Origin of the sequence: Vibrio sp. 1562 (assembly GCF_033340155.1) — a bacterium.
GTDB classification, from domain to species: Bacteria; Pseudomonadota; Gammaproteobacteria; order Enterobacterales; family Vibrionaceae; genus Vibrio; species Vibrio alginolyticus.
Window position 1 is genome coordinate 77198 of sequence record NZ_JAWOVY010000011.1, and the last position, 19109, is coordinate 96306.

At 43.9% G+C, this 19109-nt stretch carries 15 protein-coding genes; 9 read left to right on the forward strand and 6 right to left on the reverse strand.

All coding sequences use genetic code 11. The features are described from left to right. Positions 1-117: 117 nt before the first annotated feature. The 5 genes from dinG (at position 118) to xthA (ending at position 4599) form a co-directional block, all read left to right on the forward strand. A complete protein-coding gene (gene dinG / locus R7Z49_RS13460) occupies positions 118-2193 on the forward strand; it encodes an ATP-dependent DNA helicase DinG (protein WP_213880051.1) in 2076 nt (691 codons plus the stop codon). Between the two features lie 14 nt (positions 2194-2207). Continuing rightward, on the forward strand, positions 2208-2993 hold the full coding sequence (locus R7Z49_RS13465) for a sulfite exporter TauE/SafE family protein (protein ID WP_005387866.1): 786 nt from the start codon (positions 2208-2210) through the stop codon (positions 2991-2993). Further along, positions 2990-3535 (forward strand): primosomal replication protein, encoded by a 546-nt coding sequence (locus R7Z49_RS13470; protein WP_005378431.1) that lies wholly within the window; start codon positions 2990-2992, stop codon positions 3533-3535. Before R7Z49_RS13465 ends, R7Z49_RS13470 begins: the two co-directional genes overlap by 4 nt. Continuing rightward, the gene (gene rsmS, locus R7Z49_RS13475; RefSeq protein WP_005378432.1) at positions 3535-3699 is read left to right on the forward strand and encodes a pleiotropic regulatory protein RsmS; all 165 of its coding nucleotides are present in this window, start codon (positions 3535-3537) and stop codon (positions 3697-3699) included. Before R7Z49_RS13470 ends, rsmS begins: the two co-directional genes overlap by 1 nt. A 93-nt stretch (positions 3700-3792) precedes the next feature. Beyond that, the gene (gene xthA / locus R7Z49_RS13480; protein ID WP_005378433.1) at positions 3793-4599 is read left to right on the forward strand and encodes an exodeoxyribonuclease III; all 807 of its coding nucleotides are present in this window, start codon (positions 3793-3795) and stop codon (positions 4597-4599) included. A gap of 93 nt (positions 4600-4692) precedes the next feature. Here the strand turns inward: xthA and R7Z49_RS13485 are convergent, their stop codons facing one another. The 6 genes from R7Z49_RS13485 to R7Z49_RS13510 form a co-directional block, all read right to left on the reverse strand. Then, the gene (locus R7Z49_RS13485; protein ID WP_318111742.1) at positions 4693-7416 is read right to left on the reverse strand and encodes an ImpA family metalloprotease; all 2724 of its coding nucleotides are present in this window, start codon (positions 7414-7416) and stop codon (positions 4693-4695) included. Positions 7417-7570: 154 nt separating this feature from the next. Beyond that, positions 7571-8248, reverse strand: a complete 678-nt coding sequence (locus R7Z49_RS13490; RefSeq protein ID WP_005378435.1) for an ABC transporter permease — start codon at positions 8246-8248, stop codon at positions 7571-7573. A 3-nt stretch (positions 8249-8251) separates the two neighbouring features. Next, positions 8252-8992, reverse strand: a complete 741-nt coding sequence (locus R7Z49_RS13495; RefSeq protein ID WP_005378436.1) for an ABC transporter permease — start codon at positions 8990-8992, stop codon at positions 8252-8254. A gap of 81 nt (positions 8993-9073) precedes the next feature. After that, complete coding sequence (locus tag R7Z49_RS13500; RefSeq protein WP_005378437.1) at positions 9074-9844, reverse strand: ABC transporter substrate-binding protein; 771 nt, start codon at positions 9842-9844, stop codon at positions 9074-9076. A gap of 83 nt (positions 9845-9927) precedes the next feature. Next, positions 9928-10698, reverse strand: coding sequence for an ABC transporter ATP-binding protein (locus R7Z49_RS13505; protein ID WP_005378438.1), 771 nt, complete (start codon positions 10696-10698; stop codon positions 9928-9930). Between the two features lie 264 nt (positions 10699-10962). Then, on the reverse strand, positions 10963-12438 hold the full coding sequence (locus R7Z49_RS13510) for a hypothetical protein (RefSeq protein WP_017820023.1): 1476 nt from the start codon (positions 12436-12438) through the stop codon (positions 10963-10965). Between the two features lie 453 nt (positions 12439-12891). Between R7Z49_RS13510 and R7Z49_RS13515 the strand changes: the two genes are divergently transcribed. The 4 genes from R7Z49_RS13515 to pflA all read left to right on the forward strand — a co-directional run bounded on the left by R7Z49_RS13515 (position 12892) and on the right by pflA (position 19102). Beyond that, positions 12892-14439 carry a DUF3360 family protein gene (locus R7Z49_RS13515; protein ID WP_005378441.1) on the forward strand — a complete coding sequence of 516 codons (1548 nt, stop codon included), beginning with the start codon at positions 12892-12894 and terminating at the stop codon, positions 14437-14439. 303 nt (positions 14440-14742) lie between these two features. After that, entirely contained in the window at positions 14743-17019 is a 2277-nt protein-coding gene (gene pflB, locus R7Z49_RS13520) for a formate C-acetyltransferase (protein ID WP_005378442.1), read from the forward strand. A gap of 153 nt (positions 17020-17172) precedes the next feature. Beyond that, positions 17173-18150 carry a lipid A deacylase LpxR family protein gene (locus tag R7Z49_RS13525; RefSeq protein ID WP_005387855.1) on the forward strand — a complete coding sequence of 326 codons (978 nt, stop codon included), beginning with the start codon at positions 17173-17175 and terminating at the stop codon, positions 18148-18150. A 211-nt stretch (positions 18151-18361) separates the two neighbouring features. Then, positions 18362-19102: a pyruvate formate lyase 1-activating protein gene (gene pflA, locus R7Z49_RS13530; RefSeq protein WP_238958900.1), complete on the forward strand. Its 741-nt coding sequence runs from the start codon at positions 18362-18364 to the stop codon at positions 19100-19102. The last annotated feature ends 7 nt before the right edge of the window (positions 19103-19109 follow it).

The following is a 19109-nucleotide window of genomic DNA, read 5'->3' on the forward strand; positions in this document are numbered from 1 at the left end:
GTTCAATATTTTTTTGTGAAGGAGATCTACATTCCTTATAAAAGCATTCCGTTTTGTGAACTACTGTACAACTAGTGATGTGTGCTACTATTCGCCTCCAACGCATTTGAGGCCCGTATGCTGACCAGTAACATTCAAAAATCGATTCGTAATAGCTATCAAAACCTTCAAGATCAACTTGATAACTTTGTGCCTAGAAGAGCACAAAACTACCTTGTTGCAGAGATTGCAAAAACGCTGTGCGGTCAGTATCACAAATCTAACCGAATACTCGTTGCAGAAGCAGGGACTGGAATTGGTAAATCGCTCTCCTATCTAATGGCGACCATTCCCGTGGCTGTACATAACAATAGAAAAGTGGTTATCTCAACGGCGACCGTCGCTCTGCAAGAGCAGCTCATAAACAAAGACCTCCCTCTTTTTCGTCGGATTACCGACCGAGAGTTTTCTTTTATTTTGGCAAAAGGCCGTCAACGCTATTGTTGTGCAGAAAAGCTCGCTACTGCTAGCGGTGCTGATGGTGGCCAGTTAGCCATGTTTGAAACCAAACCTAAGCAAAAAGATATAGAGCTGTTAGAAACAATGCATCGCTCTCTTGCGCAAGGTAAATGGGACGGTGACCGTGATTCTTGGCCTAAACCCATCGACGATAAGCTTTGGCAACTGATTGTCAGTGATAAACACAGTTGCAATAACAGTTTACCAGGCCACCGCGGCTGCCCATTCCAAAAAGCGCGCTCAGAGTTGGATAAAAACGATGTCATCATTGCTAACCACTCTCTCGTCATGGCAGACGCAGATTTAGGTGGCGGCGTGATTTTACCTGAGCCAGAAAATACGATATACGTCTTCGACGAGGCACATCACTTACCTCACGTCGCTCGTGACCATGCTTCAGCATCTGCGAGTTTAAAAGGTGCGGCAGCATGGCTTGAGAAGTTAAATCAGTCGATTAGTAAGTTTTCATCACTCGCAGACGAGAAACGCGTAGCTCGATTTCGCAACGACCTTCAAGACGCGGTTCAGAACTTGATACCGGCACTGACTCAATTGCCCAAACAGTTCGACCCAGCTCAATTTGAAGAGGGTATCTACCGCTTCGAACACGGTGAACTACCTGAGTGGCTAGAGAACCAATCCAAAGAACTAAAACAGTTCAGTAAAAAAGCAAATCAGAGCGTGGCAAAAATTGCCGACCTTATTGCGGAAAGAGTAAAAGACGGGGAGCTTGCGACAAGGTTGGCTGAACCAGCGCTTGCAGAGCTCGGTTTCTACATTCAAAGGTTAGAAAACCTAGCGCAAGTATGGCATTTAATGGCTGAACCAACTCGTGAAAAAGGTGCGCCTTTAGCTCGCTGGTTAGAAGCCCACCCCGATCGCGAGGGTGATTTCATTGTGAGTGTTTCGCCACTTGAAATTGGATGGCAACTCGACCAACAGATTTGGAGCAGATGTATTGGCGCCATTTTGGTTTCCGCAACGATGCGTGCATTAAACTCTTTCCATTACTTTTGCCATCAGGTTGGTATTGATGGAAAACCAGAATCAGGCACTCAGTTTTTAGCGCTTGCGTCACCATTCGATTACCAAAACCAGGCAGAATTGCTCATCCCTGCGATGAAATATGAACCACCAGCGCCTCAATTTACTGAATATCTTATCGAGATATTGCCTAAGTACTTGGAAGACAAGAAAGCCAACTTAGTATTATTCTCATCCTATTGGCAGATGAACCAAGTCGCGAAGGCACTCTCTTCGGAGTTCATAAAAAAAGGCTGGGCGTTGCAAGTTCAAGGTGAAAGCTCACGTCAAGAAATTCTAAAAAAACATAAAAAGTTAATAGCATCAAATAAAACCAGCGTCTTATTTGGTACTGGCAGTTTCTCTGAGGGGCTAGACTTACCTGGCGAATTACTTGAAAACTTGGTGATTACAAAAATTCCATTTGGCGTTCCAACCTCCCCTGTTGAGCAGGCTCATTCCGAATACATTGAGAAAAAAGGAGGAAACCCGTTTATGCAAATAACTGTACCAGACGCAAGCAAAAAGCTGATCCAGAGCGTAGGTCGCTTACTGCGTAAAGAGAGAGATTCTGGTAGAGTAACGATTCTTGATCGACGCCTAGTCACTAAGCGATACGGACAAGCCTTAATCGACTCACTACCTCCATTTAAACGTAAAATAGAATATTAGAAGAATCACCATTTATGGAAATGATTGAGCCAACCATGCTGTTGGTGTTGGCGCTTGTCGCTTTTGTCGCAGGATTTATTGATGCAGTTGCCGGTGGTGGTGGCATGCTTACCGTACCTGCTCTACTTTCGCTAGGCTTGCCGCCTCATATTGCACTAGGCACCAATAAACTTGCCGCTACCTTTGCTTCTTCTACTGCAGCATTTACGTACTACAAAAAACGTCTATTCAAACCTCAATGCTGGAGGCGTGCATTCGTGGCAACACTCGTCGGAGCGACATTAGGTACGCTATTTGTAGATGCGATTAGTACGGATTGGCTGGAAAAAGGATTGCCGCTTGTTATTTTGGCGGCAGCGTTGTATACCGTTTTTCATAAAACACCCCACTCTGCTCATCAAAGTCCAATACCCGAGCCTTGTCCAAAACTTCATAAAAAACAGTACATGCAAGGCTTATCCATAGGATTCTACGACGGACTCGCAGGGCCTGGAACTGGGGCTTTTTGGACAGTAAGTTCAATGGCGCTGTACCGGCTGAATATCTTGCTCGCTTCTGGCTTAGCAAAAGCAATGAACTTTACCAGTAACTTTACCTCTTTGATCACTTTTGCATTCCTCGGACATATCAACTGGGTGCTAGGCTTAACAATGGGAGTATGTTTAATGGCTGGTGCTTTTGTTGGCGCGCACTCCGCTATTAGATTTGGTTCTAAATTCATTCGTCCTGTATTTGTTACTGTCGTCAGCATACTAGCCATTAAATTGGCTTATGACGCATGGTTTGTAGGTTTGTCATGAACATTTCTCAACTCCAGGAAAATCTAGAACAAATGGCGAAGCAAGCCGCTGTTCTTGACCGTCAAAGAGGCGAACATCATGTTCCGCTTTTTGATGAGCGTTTATTTGGTTGCCGCTCTCGCTTACTTACTCCTTGCGTAAAAGAAGCAAAAGCCACGCTGGATGCGATTGTGCGTGAGCAAAATGAAGGTAAGCTCACCGCTTTGCGCGCTGAGTACCTCACTGAACGGTTAGTGGCGCAAATCGGTGCGATTCAACGCGAGATTTCTACCACTAAAATTCGTAAGAATGAAATCAAACATAGCAGCCATTTCCGTAAGCCTATCAACGTGCTTTATCAGGAGCTCGCTCAACACCAAGAGTGGGCAAGACGCTTGCGCGAGATGGTGTTAGAAAAAGAACGTGCTGTCGAAAGCGCTCCGAGTTTTATGCGTGCCGACGCTCAAAAAGTATTACTAGCAACCGAGCAACGTTTAGCGCGTTGTGAAGCAGCACTTCTTAAGCTAGAGAACCAAATTACACATAGGGAAAAACATCAATAATGGCTGACCAACCAACCTCGCCTTTAGATGACGCACCTGAAGAGATCAAACTGGCTGTCGATTTAATCTATTTGCTTGAGAGCAATGAGATAGATCCAGAAGTTGCGCTTAACGCTTTAAAGATCGTGCAAAACGACTTAGAAAACAAATTAAAAGCAAAGTAGCTCAGAGCGTTTCACTCCTTTCACCGAGACTCATTTTCAGTGCTCTTACACAATGATACTATTCATAAAAAGTACGCCCCAAAAGGATAAATAATGAAAGTAATCAGCTTTAACATCAATGGACTACGTGCGCGACTGCACCAACTCCAAGCGCTAATCGACAAACACCAACCTGATGTAATTGGTCTTCAGGAAATTAAAGTTCACGATGAAGCATTCCCGATTGAAGCTGTCGAAGCCATGGGCTACAAAGTGTATTTTCATGGTCAAAAAGCACATTACGGCGTAGCAATGCTTTGTAAGCAAGAGCCTCTACACGTACAAAAAGGGTTCCCGACGGATAACGAAGAACATCAAAAGCGCATGATCATGGCAACGTTTTTAAATGAAAACGGCGAAAAGGTCACTGTGCTAAACGGCTACTTCCCTCAAGGGGATAACATCAGCCACGAAACCAAATTCCCATACAAGCGCCAATTCTATAAAGATCTGATGACCTACCTAAACGATCATCACAATAACGACGAGCAATTGATTGTTATGGGTGACATCAACATCAGCCCTATTGATGCAGATATCGGTATCGGCGAGCCAAACCGTAAACGTTGGCTAAAAACAGGTAAATGTTCATTCCAACCTGAAGAGCGCGAATGGTTGAAAACCTTACTAGACTGGGGCTTTGTGGACACCTTCCGTAAGCTATACCCAGAGGTGAACGATCAATTTTCGTGGTTTGACTACCGTTCTCGCGGTTTTGATGATAACCGTGGCCTACGAATTGATGTCATTTTGGCAACCCCTTCTCTAGCGGAAAAGTGTATTGAATCTGGTATCGACTATGAGCTTCGTGGTATCGAGAAGCCTTCAGATCACGCACCAATCTGGTCGACATTTAAGTAATTTATTGCAAAGCTATAAGCGAGACTCAACGCTAAGCTTAGTCCAATAAGAAGGGAGACTCAGTCTCCCTTTTTCATACAAATTACTATTTAATCACTGATTCAGCGGCCAAACCGTTTGACCATCAATAGTTATCGGTGTTTGAGCAAATTCGTTCAGACAGTAGCCTGTATTACTACTTGCAAAGTAAGTGAGCGGCATCGGTGGTAGATTCAGCGCCACAACCTGCTGTTTCGCTTTTTCTGTGAACGAGAACCCCCACATATCGAGATAGTTAGTCATATCTCGCTGAGAGATGTAGCTCAGAGCAATAAGCAACCAGTCGTTGTTCGAGATGCTATTTGCTTCTTCCCGAGAGTAGTTGGCGAAACCAATGCTCAATCGTCTCTCATCCCAAAGCGCATCGTCCGATTTTAAGCGGTTAAACTCACGTTCAATCAGGTGCAAGCGCGCCAATAAATGCCAACCATTTTTAAGCACACCTTCATGCTGCGCCGCCATCATCATTTGAATGTAAACACGAGCGCCCCAACTCCAACTGGTTTGATTTTGCGCAGCCATGTATGCGTTTGGATCCGCTTGAGTTCGGCTAACTTGCAATAATTCAAACTGGCCTTTGAAATCCAAGCTTTGGCAAGTTGAAAATTTTCCCGTATTCTGGAAGAAACGAGACTTACTGTAATACGAGTAGTAATTGGTCGTTGAATGCCCTTCCCAGCCTGAAAATCGGAATCGACCTTTTTCTAAACCATGACCAAGCTCATGTAAATCACCGTGACCGAGTGGGCTGAATGACCAGTAAGCATCGTAAGGGTTACCCGAACAACCATAACCACACGTCGCTTGGTCAGCGTTCATGTGCTTCACCATATCAATATTGGCGATTTCCCAACCTTGGTTTTGGGCGTATTGAATAATTTCAGGCACTTCATCTATGCCCGGCCCTTGGAAACCTGCCAGCACATGCGGGTAGTTGTGAACATATTCTTCTGTTGCAAGCGCCATTTCCGAAGGGGTAGACCACATTTCATCGTTGACCGACTCCAACATTTTGTCGCGCTTTGAGTGTACTTCAAACCCAGGAGTGATCAGCTCAGCCCAATCGAATAAATTGGCTTCTAACTGTTGAATAAAAGCGTCGTTGTCCTTCTCACTTCTCCAAACTGGATGCTGTGCCACATGATTAAATTTCAGTTCAACCGGAACATCATTTTTGTCAAAGTGAACCTGTACTGGACCACCATAAGGAGAAGTCAGCGTGATGGTTTCACCCGGCTTCACTTCATAGCCGAATGAAGTCAGCAGTTTTGGTCGTGTGTATCCATCTTTGCTGAACTCATGAGTTGCACCACTTCTTAAAGTGTTGATGACAATCTTAGTCGCCACATCATTGCTGTCATTACGTTTAACCGTAAAGGTTTCCCCAGGAAGCGCATACACACCAGCCGAACGGAAGTTACGCTTTGATTCCATATTAATCGTTGCACTGATTCTCTTTATGTCAGGGCTAAACTCACTACGGCTGAAGTTCCCCATATTTGGTTGTTTTGGGTTTACGCTTCGGCTGTTGTATTGCACGTAATCGGCAAAGTACGACTTTAGGAATTCGGTCATTTGGGTTGATTGTTTGTCCATCGGGAAGACAACCGTTTGACGATAATGATCAGCCAGCAATACCATGAGTTTTTCGTATTGGTAGCCGTTTTGATTAAACAAATCTACTTTTTGTTCATCAAGCTTTTGCAACCAATGGCGAATGCTGTTTGCCCCTGCATAAAATTGACTGTCCATATTCGCAGTGTCAGGGCAGGATTTGTCATCACACTTTGACAAGTCAACGTTGAAATTTTGAGATTCAAAACGAGACAACAGCGCTTGTTGTGTGATGACAGAGTCCGGCACAACGTTCATCAACGATGAAGGTTCCCAGTCGACCAAGCCTAACTTACGCCAATAGTTATCTCCCACATAATCAACATGGAATTTTTCCAAAATGTCTTGGCCAAGATCAGTTAGTCCTCCATCCCAATGCAGGTATAGAACAGGAATTTGGGCTTGCTCAGCGTATTCCAAAGCTTCGAGTACTGGTTTGTTGGTATCTCCAGATTGCAGATGCTGTGACAAGATCAATAAGTTTGGAGTATTGGTTTGCAAGCAGCTAAGTAGCTTCGAACCATCGCATAGGTTGGCCTCGTTAAACGCCAGCTCTTGTGAAACATTGTCTTTCAGCCAATTCCGAGTCGCTTGCTCATCCGGAAAGTAATAAGACTGATCCATTTGCGCGATGACGACGTTTGAAGTAACTCCACCTGACAACCAAGTGACCAGGTTACTTAACCATTGCGTCATCGCCGCGTTGGAAGAGTCGGGAAAACGTTGTGCCGTTCTAAATGGGTTACTACCTAATAGTGCGTAACGTTGACCATTAGACTTATCCCCGGCAACGCCAATTGACAGAGCTTGATCTTTGTAACCGCTTGCCATGGCCTTATTGGTCATCAAGATGGTGTCGTTGAAGCCATACTGAGGTGCCAAGATCGCGGCATCATGGGTTGGATCCCAATAAAGACCTGAAAGGCTTTTCGCAATTGCAGATTTGATCGTATTCGACTGCATCTTGTGGGCTTCTACAACCTGACGACTTTCTCGAATGAAATCGCTCGGGTCAGAAACGAGCAGTGCATTACCAGTTTCCAGAGCTTGTTGAACTGGAGCTTGCGTTGGTTTTACTTGAGCATTAGGTTGTGATTCTCCCTCTCCCCCACCACATCCTGTGGCTAAGGCGGCAATGCCCAACGATAGAATTGTTTTTTTCATTTTTACTTACTAAACAATGAGTTTATCGAATGTTAATGTAAGTTAATGAATAATAAGAAAGAGTCTTTTACATCGGCTGGAAAAATAGGAATGAAGATAACAAAATTATCAAAAGCAATAGCACCCACTCCGGTGCTATTGCCTCTATTGATAATTAGCTTAAAGGACGCAGATAAGCTAAGAAACGCTTCTCTGCCACTTTGAAACACCACAAAATCATAAACGTCAGTGCCATGTAGAACAGCCCCGCCGTCAGGAAAGACTCAAATGGTGCATAGTAGCGCGAGTTAACTAGACGCGCAGCACCAGTTAAATCCATGATGGTAACGATGCCCGCGACTGCACTTCCGTGCAGCATAAATATGACCTCGTTGGAATAAGCTGGTAATGCTCGACGCAATGCACTCGGCAAGATAATACGTCTGTATGTCATAAACTTACTCATGCCATAGGCTTTCGCAGCTTCCACCTCACCTTTCGGCAAACCATTAATCGCACCACGAATAATTTCTGCGGTGTAAGCCGATGTATTAAGAATAAAAGCGACCAAAGCACAGAACCAAGCGTTCTCCCACAAGGTGTCTTTAACAGGGAAAAACTGATCCATACCGTAGTAAATCAAATACAGCTGAACCAATAGCGGCGTTCCACGGAAAAAGTAAATGAATCCCCAAGAAGGTAAGCTTAGAGCGTAATTGGTACTATTGCGTGCCACGGCTAATGGGATAGAGACACACAAGCCAATAACCAACGCTAATCCCACTAACCAAACTGTTGTCCAAAGCCCCTGAAGATAAGTTGGAAAGCTTTCAATAATCAAAGAAAAGTCCATAACTTACCTCGCATGAATACTGAACTTACGCTCAACAAGCTTGAGTAGCCCGGTCGAAACGCTGGTAAAAAATAGAAAGATGAGCGCGACAGCCATGTAAAAGGTGAACGGCATTTTGGTCGTACCTGCTGCCAATGAGCTCATTCTCACCATGTCATCCAGACCAATAATGGAAACTAACGCAGTGGTCTTAAGTAACACTAACCAGTTATTACCAAATCCAGGTAATGCATGACGAATCATCTGAGGAAGCAAGATTCTTCTAAACGATAAAGCAGAGCTCATCCCATAAGCTTTCGCCGCTTCTAATTCACCCTTGTCCACCGCCATGATCGCTCCACGAAAAGTCTCCGCCATGTAGGCGCCAAAGATAAAACCAATCGTGAGTACACCAGCTATAAATGGGCTGACATCAATATAATCAGGTAAGTAAGACGTCCATTCATGGTTTGGATCACTCGAGGCAAACCACTCGTTGAGCGTTTCGTTGATGGAGTAAAGGCTGTTATTTAAAAGTATTTGTCCACCAAAGAAAATTAGCATCATCAGAACCAAATCTGGAATGCCGCGAATGACGGTGGTGTAAAGAGTGGCAATCGCCCTTGCCCATTTGTAAGGCGCTAACTTAGCTAATGCGCCAAGCATGCCTAAGACCATGGCGAGAATGAGTGAAAGCACTGCAACTTCTATTGTTACTAAAGCTCCTTTCAAAATCGAAGCTTCGTACCCTTGTAAATCTAGCATAGGTGAGTTCCTAATCCCTAAACTCAAAAAATCGACCGTTGACTACTTCTAGGAACAAGCCAACGGTCGCTTAATTACGGTTTATTCACCGTACACATCGTAGTTAAAGTATTTACCAGCAATTTCTTGGTAAACACCTTTCTCACGTAGTGAAATAATTGCTGCGTCGAGTTTCTTCGTTAGATCTTTGTCTTGTTTACGAACAGCGATCCCCATACCTTCGCCAAACCATTTTGGATCGGTTAACGATGGTCCAACAAACTCATAAGCTTCGCCACCTGCTTTGTTGATCACACCCTCTTCTAGAGCAGAAGCATCACCTAAAACAGCAGCAATTCGACCATTTTCTAGATCAAGATACGCTTCATCAAAAGAGCCATAACGCACAATTTCAACATCATCGCCGTAGTTGTCAGTTAAGTACTTGTCATGTGTCGTCGCACGTTGCACGCCAATTTTGACATCTTTAAGATTATCAAAATCTAGACCCGCACCTTTCTTAGCGATAAATTTATTTGGAATTTGTGCGTACTTGCCAGTGAAATCGACTTTTTTCTTGCGCTCTTCAGTGATAGACATTGCTGCGATGATGGCATCGTACTTACGTGCAAGCAGAGAAGGAATAATACCATCCCAATCTTGAGCGACGATTTTGCACTTCACTTGCATCTCTTCACAGAGTGCATTTGCCATGTCTACGTCAAAGCCTTTTATTGAGCCATCAGTTTCTGTCCAGCTAAACGGAGGGTAAGCACCTTCGATACCAAAGCGAACTGTTTTCCATTCTTTCGCTTGGGCAACACCTGATACAGCCGTTGCAGCAATCGTTGCTGCTAATAACCACTTTTTCATTTCCATACTCCTGTGATTGCTATTTTATTTCGTTTTGTTTGTTGTGTTGGCTTAGGAGGCAATAGTCTGCCGCCTAACAAATATTAGTAAATGGATGAGATAAACTGCTGTAATCGTTCTGAATCCGGGTTTGTAAATAGCTTAGCTGGATTTCCCTGTTCTTCCACTAAGCCTTGATGTAAAAACATCACATGGTTTGATACGTCACGCGCAAACGCCATTTCGTGCGTGACCACCAGCATAGTTCGCCCTTCATCTGCCAAATCTCTCATTACCCCCAGAACTTCTCCTACAAGTTCTGGGTCAAGCGCAGAAGTTGGCTCGTCAAACAACATCACCTCTGGGTCAACTGCTAGCGCACGGGCAATAGCTGCACGTTGCTGCTGGCCGCCAGATAAGTGCCCAGGGTAATAATCTTTACGCTCATACAAGCCTACTTTCTTAAGCAAGACTTCTGCATTTTCAATCGCTTGAGCTTTTGGCACGCCTAAGACATGAACAGGCGCCTCAATCACGTTTTCTAGTACGGTTAGGTGAGACCAGAGGTTGAAACCTTGGAAAACCATTGCCAGGCGTGAGCGAATACGTTGGACTTGCTTTTCATTAGCAGGAACAGATTCACCTGCTCTGTTGTTCTTCATTTGGATTAATTCACCATTTACCCAAATTTCGCCCGCGGTAGGCGTTTCTAGCAAGTTGATACATCTGAGAAAGGTACTCTTACCTGAGCCGGAAGAGCCAATGATGGAGATAACATCTCCTTTGTGCGCGGCAAGTGAAATGCCTTTTAAAACTTCATTTTGTCCAAATGTTTTGTGCAGGTCTTTTATATCTAGCGCTGGTACATCATTCATGCGCCCTACTCCCTGTGTTTTTGTCACTGCAATTAAGGGACTCCGCCCTCTCTAATTCGGAACAAATTAGCACCGCCCTTTGAAACTTGCAACAAATTATTAACCTAAATAATTCGAATAGAAAGATACGATAGACAAATTAATATGCAATATATAGCAACATATTCTTCAAAAGTTGAATATTAAATATAAAAAAGCCCCTTTCAAAGGGGCTTAATAAATTTACAAAAGTGTTAATTGAAACCTATTCGAGGTCGCAATGAATTAATTAAAACGACTGACTACCAACGAGTTTGAAGTACGTAATGTCACTTCATTTTCTAAGCCTTCTTTTTCAGAAGTAATGATGCCATCTAGGTCTTCATCTAGTTCAGGCTCTGACGCTTCACCATTGGAGAAGAAGCTCATGAAAACTTTAGAATCAATATTACTATCTTCATTCACTACTAAAGCAGTGCGATTAAAATCGTCCGAAGCTGAAACCTTCAAACCGTTAACGGCCGATGTTGGGAAGTTGTAGTAATGCAATTCAGGAACAACAACAGAATCACTATCACTTGTTGTGAAAATGCGATGTGTGACTCTGTAGTCGCCTGAAGTTGCAAAGTAAGCGACACGAGTAAAGCCTTCAGTAGACGATGTTAAGCCCATGTCCAGATCAATCACGGACTCTGCACTTCCTTGCGTTGATACACTTGGTTTTGTGTTCGGCAGGTTATCAATATTTAAGTAAGCACTCGGATCAACGTCAATATCCCATCCGTCAGAGATCGTTTCGTTAAGTAGAGACTCCCAACCATTAACTTGATTCTCTGAGAACGCCATGTATACCCAAGTTTCTTTATTCGTTGCACTAGGGCGATTATATTCAACGGCCGTTTTATCCAGCTTCAACGCATCATATGCAAAGCCGTTAGTAACAAAGCCAATGTTAAGCGAGTCGTAAGTATAGTCAGAAGACGAATAAATGTTTGACGTATTATCCGCTCTAACTAAGGCTATCTCACCAGTTCCCCACGAACCAATACCATATTGGTAAAGCGCTTTGTCGCTTGAACCTGATTCATACTGAAACAATGCCGTTGGTTCACCTTTAAGCCCCATCAGTTCATCAGTAGGCAACATATCAGGGTTCGGAGACGTGAAAATATCGGTTTGCGAGACAAAGTTGTAATCTCCGCCACCTGATTCAGCGTTTCGGTAATCTAAGTTAGTAAACTTATTGCTTGCTAAGTTACCGCCAGTAAAGCATTTGTTCAAAGAGTCTCGGTTTAGTGCAAAAGTAGCATTACGTAGTTTCTTATCTTGCAAGAACTCTTTTGAAAACGTGTTTACGCGAGCTTCTTTGCCGTTAAATTCTATTGCTTGAAACGTTACAAAGCCGCCGTCAGGGATATCTTCAAGATAAAACTTAAAGTTATCAGTGGTAGGTTTGATAATGTCTCCGGATCTTTTGCCATCGGCATCAGAGTAGTAACCGATAACATAGTTGGTCACTTGCTCTTTTGACGCTGCACTATAGGTTAAAACCGTTTTATCGCCGTTCAGCTCAGTTTTGTGGTCATATACAGTACAACCTTTCGTAGTTGCTTCACTTTCAGTCATTGTTGCTGGTATAGCAAAATCAAAAGTAAACGCAGTTTTCGGCGCTGCACCACCGCCACCGCCGCCACCGCCGCCGCAACCGACCATTAACCCTGAGATGATTGCCACTAGTGGCAGTACTTTAAGCTGTTTCATGTCTTTTTCCTAAACTGAGCGGCAATGATTAGCCAAAAAATTGTCTTTGCTCTGTCCAAAGCAAGAATAAAGCCAGCTTTATATAATCATCGTGAATATTGACATTTAATCTGCATCTCGTGCAAAAGGACAAAAAGTTCTAATTTTATGCAACTTGTGTAATGAAATTACACAAGATCTCCGCATCTCATTCGCATGCCAGAAACTTTCTGTAGTTTTATTTCACAACCATTCTTAAAGTGATCTAAATCAATCACCCTAAATGGCTATCTTGCTAGACTCCTGCCAAAAGATGAGGCTTTTTTTGTGCCTCAACACAATAAGTTATTAGCTATGCTTAGGCACAGTGTCGACGTGTAACAAATCTAACAATAGCTAGCATAAGCGTGCCGCAGGATGCGGATTAACACAATTGAATGAAGAATTCATAACTTTTAAATATATGAGGAATCTATGTCAGACGCAGTTAACAAAACGCACTCTGATTCAGATATCGAGACCAAGAGCTACCGTGAGCTTCATCGTCCAGCATCTGAGTTCGCAAGCCGTTCAGACTACCTAGACCACGAACTACAAATTATGAAGCCACGTCGTTTTGGCTTGAACTTGCCAGGTCGTGACTTCCGCTTTGAGCTTGAAGACCTTGTTCCAGCGCTTGCTGGTACTATCGGTATTATCGCAATGTACTCTGCGGTAATGATGTCTTGGGCTGAAGGTCTTACTGCAGCATGGGACCACGTAAACTTAGGCAAGGACTTTGCTATCGAAGTTGCGCGTGTAGAAATGCTCATCCCTGCACTTCTTTTCTGTGTACTTGCCTCTGGTTTTATTAACCCTAAAGCCAACCTAGCAGGCAACCACGGCCCAATGATCCCTCTTATTGGTACCATCGCTCTTGCTGGTGCTCATCCTCTTGCATTAGCAATTCTCATTGGTGTGTTTGGTTTGATTTTGAGCCTCTTAAAAGGTGGGTCAAAACTGGTTAACCTCACCTCTGAAGGTACGGCTGGTGGCCTTCTTATTTTCCTAGGTTTAACCGGAACCATGAGCCAAATTAACTCTATTCAAGCTTGGGCTGTTGGTTTGCAATCCGATACGGTTGCCGCTGGTAGCATGGGTTACATCGGTCTAATTGTTCTTGCGGTTACCATTGGCTTATACGCGTTCCTTGCTAAAGTGAACAAACGCTGGCTAGCGATCCCTGTTTGTGCCTTCACTGGGCTTGCAATCGCACTTGCTCTTGGCGCAGGCTTCGATATTAAATTCGTAACCGAGACAGGCCTTCCAAACCTAAATCCAATCTACTGGTGGGGTTCAACAGAAGAAGGTTGGATGCTTGGTCTTCCTAATATGGAACACTTCATCGCTTCACTACCATTCGCCATTCTTGCGGTAGCAATGTGGTCACCTGACTTCTTGGGTCACCGTATCTTCCAAGAGATGAACTACCCACGTAAGAGTGAGAAAGTGCTGATGGACGTTGATGACACAATGACAATGTGTTCCGTTCGCCAAATGGTCGGTACTGCAGTGGGTGGCGGTAACATCACATCATCTTGGGGGACTTACATGATCCCTGCTGCAATCGCGAAACGCCCTATTCCTGCTGGCGCCATCTTACTAGGCTCTCTATGTATTATTGTTGCAATCCTTGGTTTTCCTATGGACGTTGCAGTATGGCCTCCAGTTATGCGCGTTGCTCTTCTCGTTGGTGTATCTCTACCACTGCTTGAAGCTGGCATGCAGATGGTGAAGGACTCGAAAGACTCACAAGCAGCAGGTATCTGTATCTTTGGTTCTGCCGTTGTTAACCCAGTTCTAGCTTGGGCACTAACTATGCTTTTAGATAACAACGGTTTAATTGGAGATAAAGAGCGCGCGTCTCGCCTATCATTTGTAGACAAGATTGTGATCCCAGTAAGCGTACTTGTTATCTGTTTAGTTGCTATGCTTGCAGTTGGTATGCTTGAAGGCCAGTATGGCATCCAAGCTTGGCTATAAGCTAGCAGTCCAGAAATTTGTGGGTAGCGCTCGTCGCTACCCCATTTTTATCGAGATTTTTGAGGATTTATTGATTTAGTTTAAGGTTTGCAAAAAAATTTTAGTTTAACCTCTAACTGTTGCTTAAAAAGAGAAACGTTAAAACTAGTGACAATATTTATAGTTTTGTAAATCGAATACGTAAATTTAAGACTATAAATATTGTTATTCATAAGAGTGTACTGTTCCCCTCTTTTATCTGGGGATAGCTGGCTCAACGGCGAAGCAGTACGTATTTTTTTCTACTAAAAAGGTAGGTATGTCATGGCAGAGCAATTTGCTAAAGCTTGGGAAGGTTTTGCTGCAGGCGACTGGCAAAACGAAGTAAACGTTCGTGATTTCATTCAGAAGAACTACACTCCGTACGAAGGCGACGAATCTTTCCTAGTTTCTGAAGGTACTGAAGCGACTAACAAGCTTTGGGCTAAGGTAATGGAAGGCATCAAACAAGAGAACGCGACTCACGCTCCTGTTGATTTTGATACTTCAGTTATCTCTACCATCACTGCTCACGATGCAGGCTACATCGAAAAAGACCTAGAAACTATCGTAGGTCTTCAAACTGACGCTCCTCTAAAACGTGCGATCATCCCTAACGGTGGTATCCGCATGGTTGAAGGTTCATGCAAAGCCTACGACCGCGAGCTAGACCCACAAGTTAAAAAAATCTACACAGAATACCGTAAAACTCACAACCAAGGCGTTTTCGATATCTACACTCCTCAAATCATGGCGTGTCGTAAATCTGGCGTACTGACTGGTCTTCCAGATGCATACGGTCGTGGTCGTATCATCGGTGACTACCGTCGTGTTGCTCTATACGGTATTGACTTCCTAATGAAGGATAAATTCGCGCAGTTCTCTTCTCTACAAGAGCGTTTTGAGAACGGCGAAGACCTACAAATGACAATGCAGCTTCGTGAAGAGATCGCAGAGCAACACCGTGCTCTAGGTCAAATCAAAGAAATGGCTGCAAAATACGGTTGTGATATTTCTCGTCCTGCTGAAACTGCGCAAGAAGCTATTCAGTGGACTTACTTCGGTTACCTAGCTGCTGTTAAATCTCAAAACGGTGCGGCTATGTCTCTAGGTCGTACTTCTACGTTCCTAGACATCTTCATCGAACGTGATATCGCGGCTGGTAAGCTAACTGAAGAACAAGCTCAGGAAATGATCGACCACTTCGTAATGAAACTACGTATGGTTCGTTTCCTACGTACTCCTGAGTACGATGACCTATTCTCTGGCGACCCTATCTGGGCAACTGAGTCTATGGGTGGTATGGGTCTTGACGGTCGTACGCTAGTTACTCGTACAAACTTCCGTTTCCTAAACTCACTATACACTATGGGTCCTTCTCCAGAGCCAAACATCACTGTTCTTTGGTCTGAGCAACTACCTGAAGGCTTCAAGAAGTTCTGTGCGAAAGTATCTATCGATACTTCTTCTATTCAGTACGAAAATGACGACTTAATGCGTCCAGACATGAACTCTGACGACTACGCGATCGCATGTTGTGTATCTCCAATGGTTGTTGGTAAGCAAATGCAGTTCTTCGGTGCTCGTGCGAACCTTGCGAAAACAATGCTTTACACCATCAACGGTGGTGTGGATGAGAAGCTAAAAATCCAAGTTGGCCCGCAAATGCCTAAGATCGAAGGCGATGTTCTTAACTACGATGAACTGTGGGAGAAAATGGACCACTTCATGGATTGGCTAGCGAAACAATATGTGACTGCACTAAACGCTATCCACTTCATGCACGATAAGTACAGCTACGAAGCGGCACTAATGGCTCTACACGACCGTGACGTTAAACGTACTATGGCTTGTGGTATTGCTGGTCTATCTGTTGCAGCTGACTCACTATCTGCAATTAAATACGCAAAAGTTAAGCCAATTCGTGACGAAGACGGTCTAGCAATCGACTTCGAAATCGAAGGCGATTACCCTAAATTCGGTAACAACGATCCACGCGTTGATGATATTGCATGTGAACTTGTTTCTGTATTTATGGGCAAAATCCGTAAGCTTAAGACTTACCGTGATGCAATCCCTACTCAGTCAATTCTTACTATCACTTCAAACGTGGTTTACGGTAAGAAAACTGGTAACACGCCTGACGGTCGTCGTGCTGGTGCTCCATTTGCTCCAGGTGCAAACCCAATGCACGGTCGTGACGAGAAAGGTGCTGTAGCATCACTAACTTCAGTTGCTAAACTGCCGTTTGCTGACGCACAAGATGGTATCTCTTACACATTCTCTATCGTACCTAACGCACTAGGTAAAGATGAGGGCTCACAACGCGCTAACCTTGCTGGTCTGATGGATGGTTACTTCCACCACGAAGCGGGTATCGAAGGTGGTCAACACCTCAACGTGAACGTTCTTAACCGTGAAACTCTAGAAGACGCAGTTAAGCACCCAGAGAAATACCCTCAGCTAACAATCCGTGTATCTGGTTACGCTGTTCGCTTCAACTCTCTAACTGCAGAGCAACAAGCTGACGTAATCGCGCGTACATTCACTGAGTCTCTATAAGACTATAGCGAAATAACGTTCTATTAATACAACAAAGGCTGATGCTAAGTAGCATCAGCCTTTTTTTATTTCTTGAATGAAAGTTGTGATATCGCGAAAGACTTTTGCCCGCATTCTTACGTATGATGCGAAAAAAGTTAGCAAATAAAGTCTATGAGATTTAGTAAATTAATTATTCTTACCCTTCTTTCTCCAGTTGCAATAGCATCCACTAAGTCTACGGTTTCTTTTACCATCGACAACGATGGTATTTTTGGCGTCGATCAAGACTATACGAATGGTGTTTTCCTTTCTTACGCGACAGACCAACTGACACAAGAAAGCCAATGGAAATGGCTGAGTCTAGCTAACTCAGAGCACGCCAATATCGATAAAATAGAGTTGGTTCTTGGCCACAAAATGTGGACTCCAAGCGACATTGAAGCCGATTATCCACTAATCAATGATCGCCCATATGCCGGTTACCTACACACCGAAATCAACTACCTTTCCCTAACGAGTGACAAAGCTGTACGGTACAATTTCACCATAGGAGCTACGGGTGAAAGTTCGCTATCAGAAAAGGCGCAAGAAATCGTTCACGGCATAACAGGATCGACGGACCCTCAAGGTTGGGATTACCAGATTGAAGATAAAGTTGCGTTCAGCCTTGGTTACCGCGTATTTAACAAATTGATGCGCAGCGAAGAACAAAAAACACAATGGGAGATCACCAACATTAACGACATCAATGCGGGTAACTTCCGTAGTGATGTCTCTCAAGGCGTCATGTTTCGTTGGGGTACAAACCTAGCGAATAGCATCGGAGCAGCCAATATCAGTGTCGAAAGCCCTTTCTCAGCAAGTATGATCGCTCAGAACACGTCGAGTTGGTTCTTGTTCACCGGGTTTGAAGGTCGTTACCGCTTTAATGACATGACTATCGAAGGAGATCGTCCTGGCATTCCTGAACCGTCAGCGCCATACGACGTCACACTGCAAAATTGGCAAGCAAGTGCCGTCGCGGGGGTATCTTGGTACAACCAAAATTACGGTGCAAGCATCACCTTTACGATTAAAACACCGGATTATGAAGAAGCCCAAACCGATGTTTATGGGACAGGCTCGTTCTCCGTGTTTGCCTTTTTCTAAAAACTGGATTATCCCAGTATCGAAGCCAATCTAGATACACGGCAAGTTCTCGGGGTAGGTATTAACCACCTCGTGTTCAAGCGTTTATGTAGATTGGCTCCATCTATTTTCTTTCTTCAAATAACCTTGCCTTTAGTACCGACAAAGCTGTTTTAACCCTGCTTTTTGTAATAAAATAACAGCTAGAATTTACTAGTAATGAGAGCAAAAGATGTCAACAGCTGGTCGTATTCACTCATTTGAGTCATGTGGTACCGTAGACGGACCTGGTATTCGATTTATCGTCTTCTTGCAAGGTTGTTTAATGCGCTGTAAGTATTGCCATAACCGCGATACTTGGGACACGCATGATGGCAAAGAAGTCACGGTTGAAGAAATCATTTCCGAAGCGAAAAGTTACCGCCACTTCATGAATGCATCAGGTGGTGGCGTTACTTGTTCTGGCGGCGAAGCGATGCTTCAACCGGAATTCGTACGTGATTTTTTCCGCGCTGCTAAAGCCGAAGGCATTCATACATGTCTAGATACTAACGGTTATGTTCGTAAGCACACTGATGTTATCGATGAAGTACTGGATGCAACAGACTTAGTCATGCTTGACATCAAACACATGAAAGACGAAGTGCACCAAGATCTCATCGGTGTATCCAACCGACGCACATTGGACTTTGCTCGTTACTTGCAAAAAATCGGAAAGAAAACATGGATTCGCTATGTCGTCGTGCCTGGTTACACAGATGACCCAGAAGCAGCACACATGCTTGGTGAATTTATTAAAGACATGGATAACATCGAAAAGGTCGAGTTACTTCCTTACCACAAATTAGGGGCTCATAAGTGGGAAGCGTTAGGCTTAGAATACCCACTCGAAGGCGTAAACCCGCCACCGAAAGAAACCATGGATGAAATTCAATCCATTCTTACTCAATACAACGATAACGTAAAATACTAAGTGAACC

Excerpts from the sequence above, each read along its gene's own strand:
- dinG (WP_213880051.1), top strand. The coding sequence starts at position 118 with ATGCTGACCAGTAACATTCAAAAATCGATTCGTAATAGCTATCAAAAC.
- R7Z49_RS13465 (WP_005387866.1), top strand. The coding sequence starts at position 2,208 with ATGGAAATGATTGAGCCAACCATGCTGTTGGTGTTGGCGCTTGTCGCT.
- R7Z49_RS13470 (WP_005378431.1), top strand. The coding sequence starts at position 2,990 with ATGAACATTTCTCAACTCCAGGAAAATCTAGAACAAATGGCGAAGCAA.
- rsmS (WP_005378432.1), top strand. The coding sequence starts at position 3,535 with ATGGCTGACCAACCAACCTCGCCTTTAGATGACGCACCTGAAGAGATC.
- xthA (WP_005378433.1), top strand. The coding sequence starts at position 3,793 with ATGAAAGTAATCAGCTTTAACATCAATGGACTACGTGCGCGACTGCAC.
- R7Z49_RS13485 (WP_318111742.1), bottom strand. The coding sequence starts at position 7,416 with ATGAAAAAAACAATTCTATCGTTGGGCATTGCCGCCTTAGCCACAGGA.
- R7Z49_RS13490 (WP_005378435.1), bottom strand. The coding sequence starts at position 8,248 with ATGGACTTTTCTTTGATTATTGAAAGCTTTCCAACTTATCTTCAGGGG.
- R7Z49_RS13495 (WP_005378436.1), bottom strand. The coding sequence starts at position 8,992 with ATGCTAGATTTACAAGGGTACGAAGCTTCGATTTTGAAAGGAGCTTTA.
- R7Z49_RS13500 (WP_005378437.1), bottom strand. The coding sequence starts at position 9,844 with ATGAAAAAGTGGTTATTAGCAGCAACGATTGCTGCAACGGCTGTATCA.
- R7Z49_RS13505 (WP_005378438.1), bottom strand. The coding sequence starts at position 10,698 with ATGAATGATGTACCAGCGCTAGATATAAAAGACCTGCACAAAACATTT.
- R7Z49_RS13510 (WP_017820023.1), bottom strand. The coding sequence starts at position 12,438 with ATGAAACAGCTTAAAGTACTGCCACTAGTGGCAATCATCTCAGGGTTA.
- R7Z49_RS13515 (WP_005378441.1), top strand. The coding sequence starts at position 12,892 with ATGTCAGACGCAGTTAACAAAACGCACTCTGATTCAGATATCGAGACC.
- pflB (WP_005378442.1), top strand. The coding sequence starts at position 14,743 with ATGGCAGAGCAATTTGCTAAAGCTTGGGAAGGTTTTGCTGCAGGCGAC.
- R7Z49_RS13525 (WP_005387855.1), top strand. The coding sequence starts at position 17,173 with ATGAGATTTAGTAAATTAATTATTCTTACCCTTCTTTCTCCAGTTGCA.
- pflA (WP_238958900.1), top strand. The coding sequence starts at position 18,362 with ATGTCAACAGCTGGTCGTATTCACTCATTTGAGTCATGTGGTACCGTA.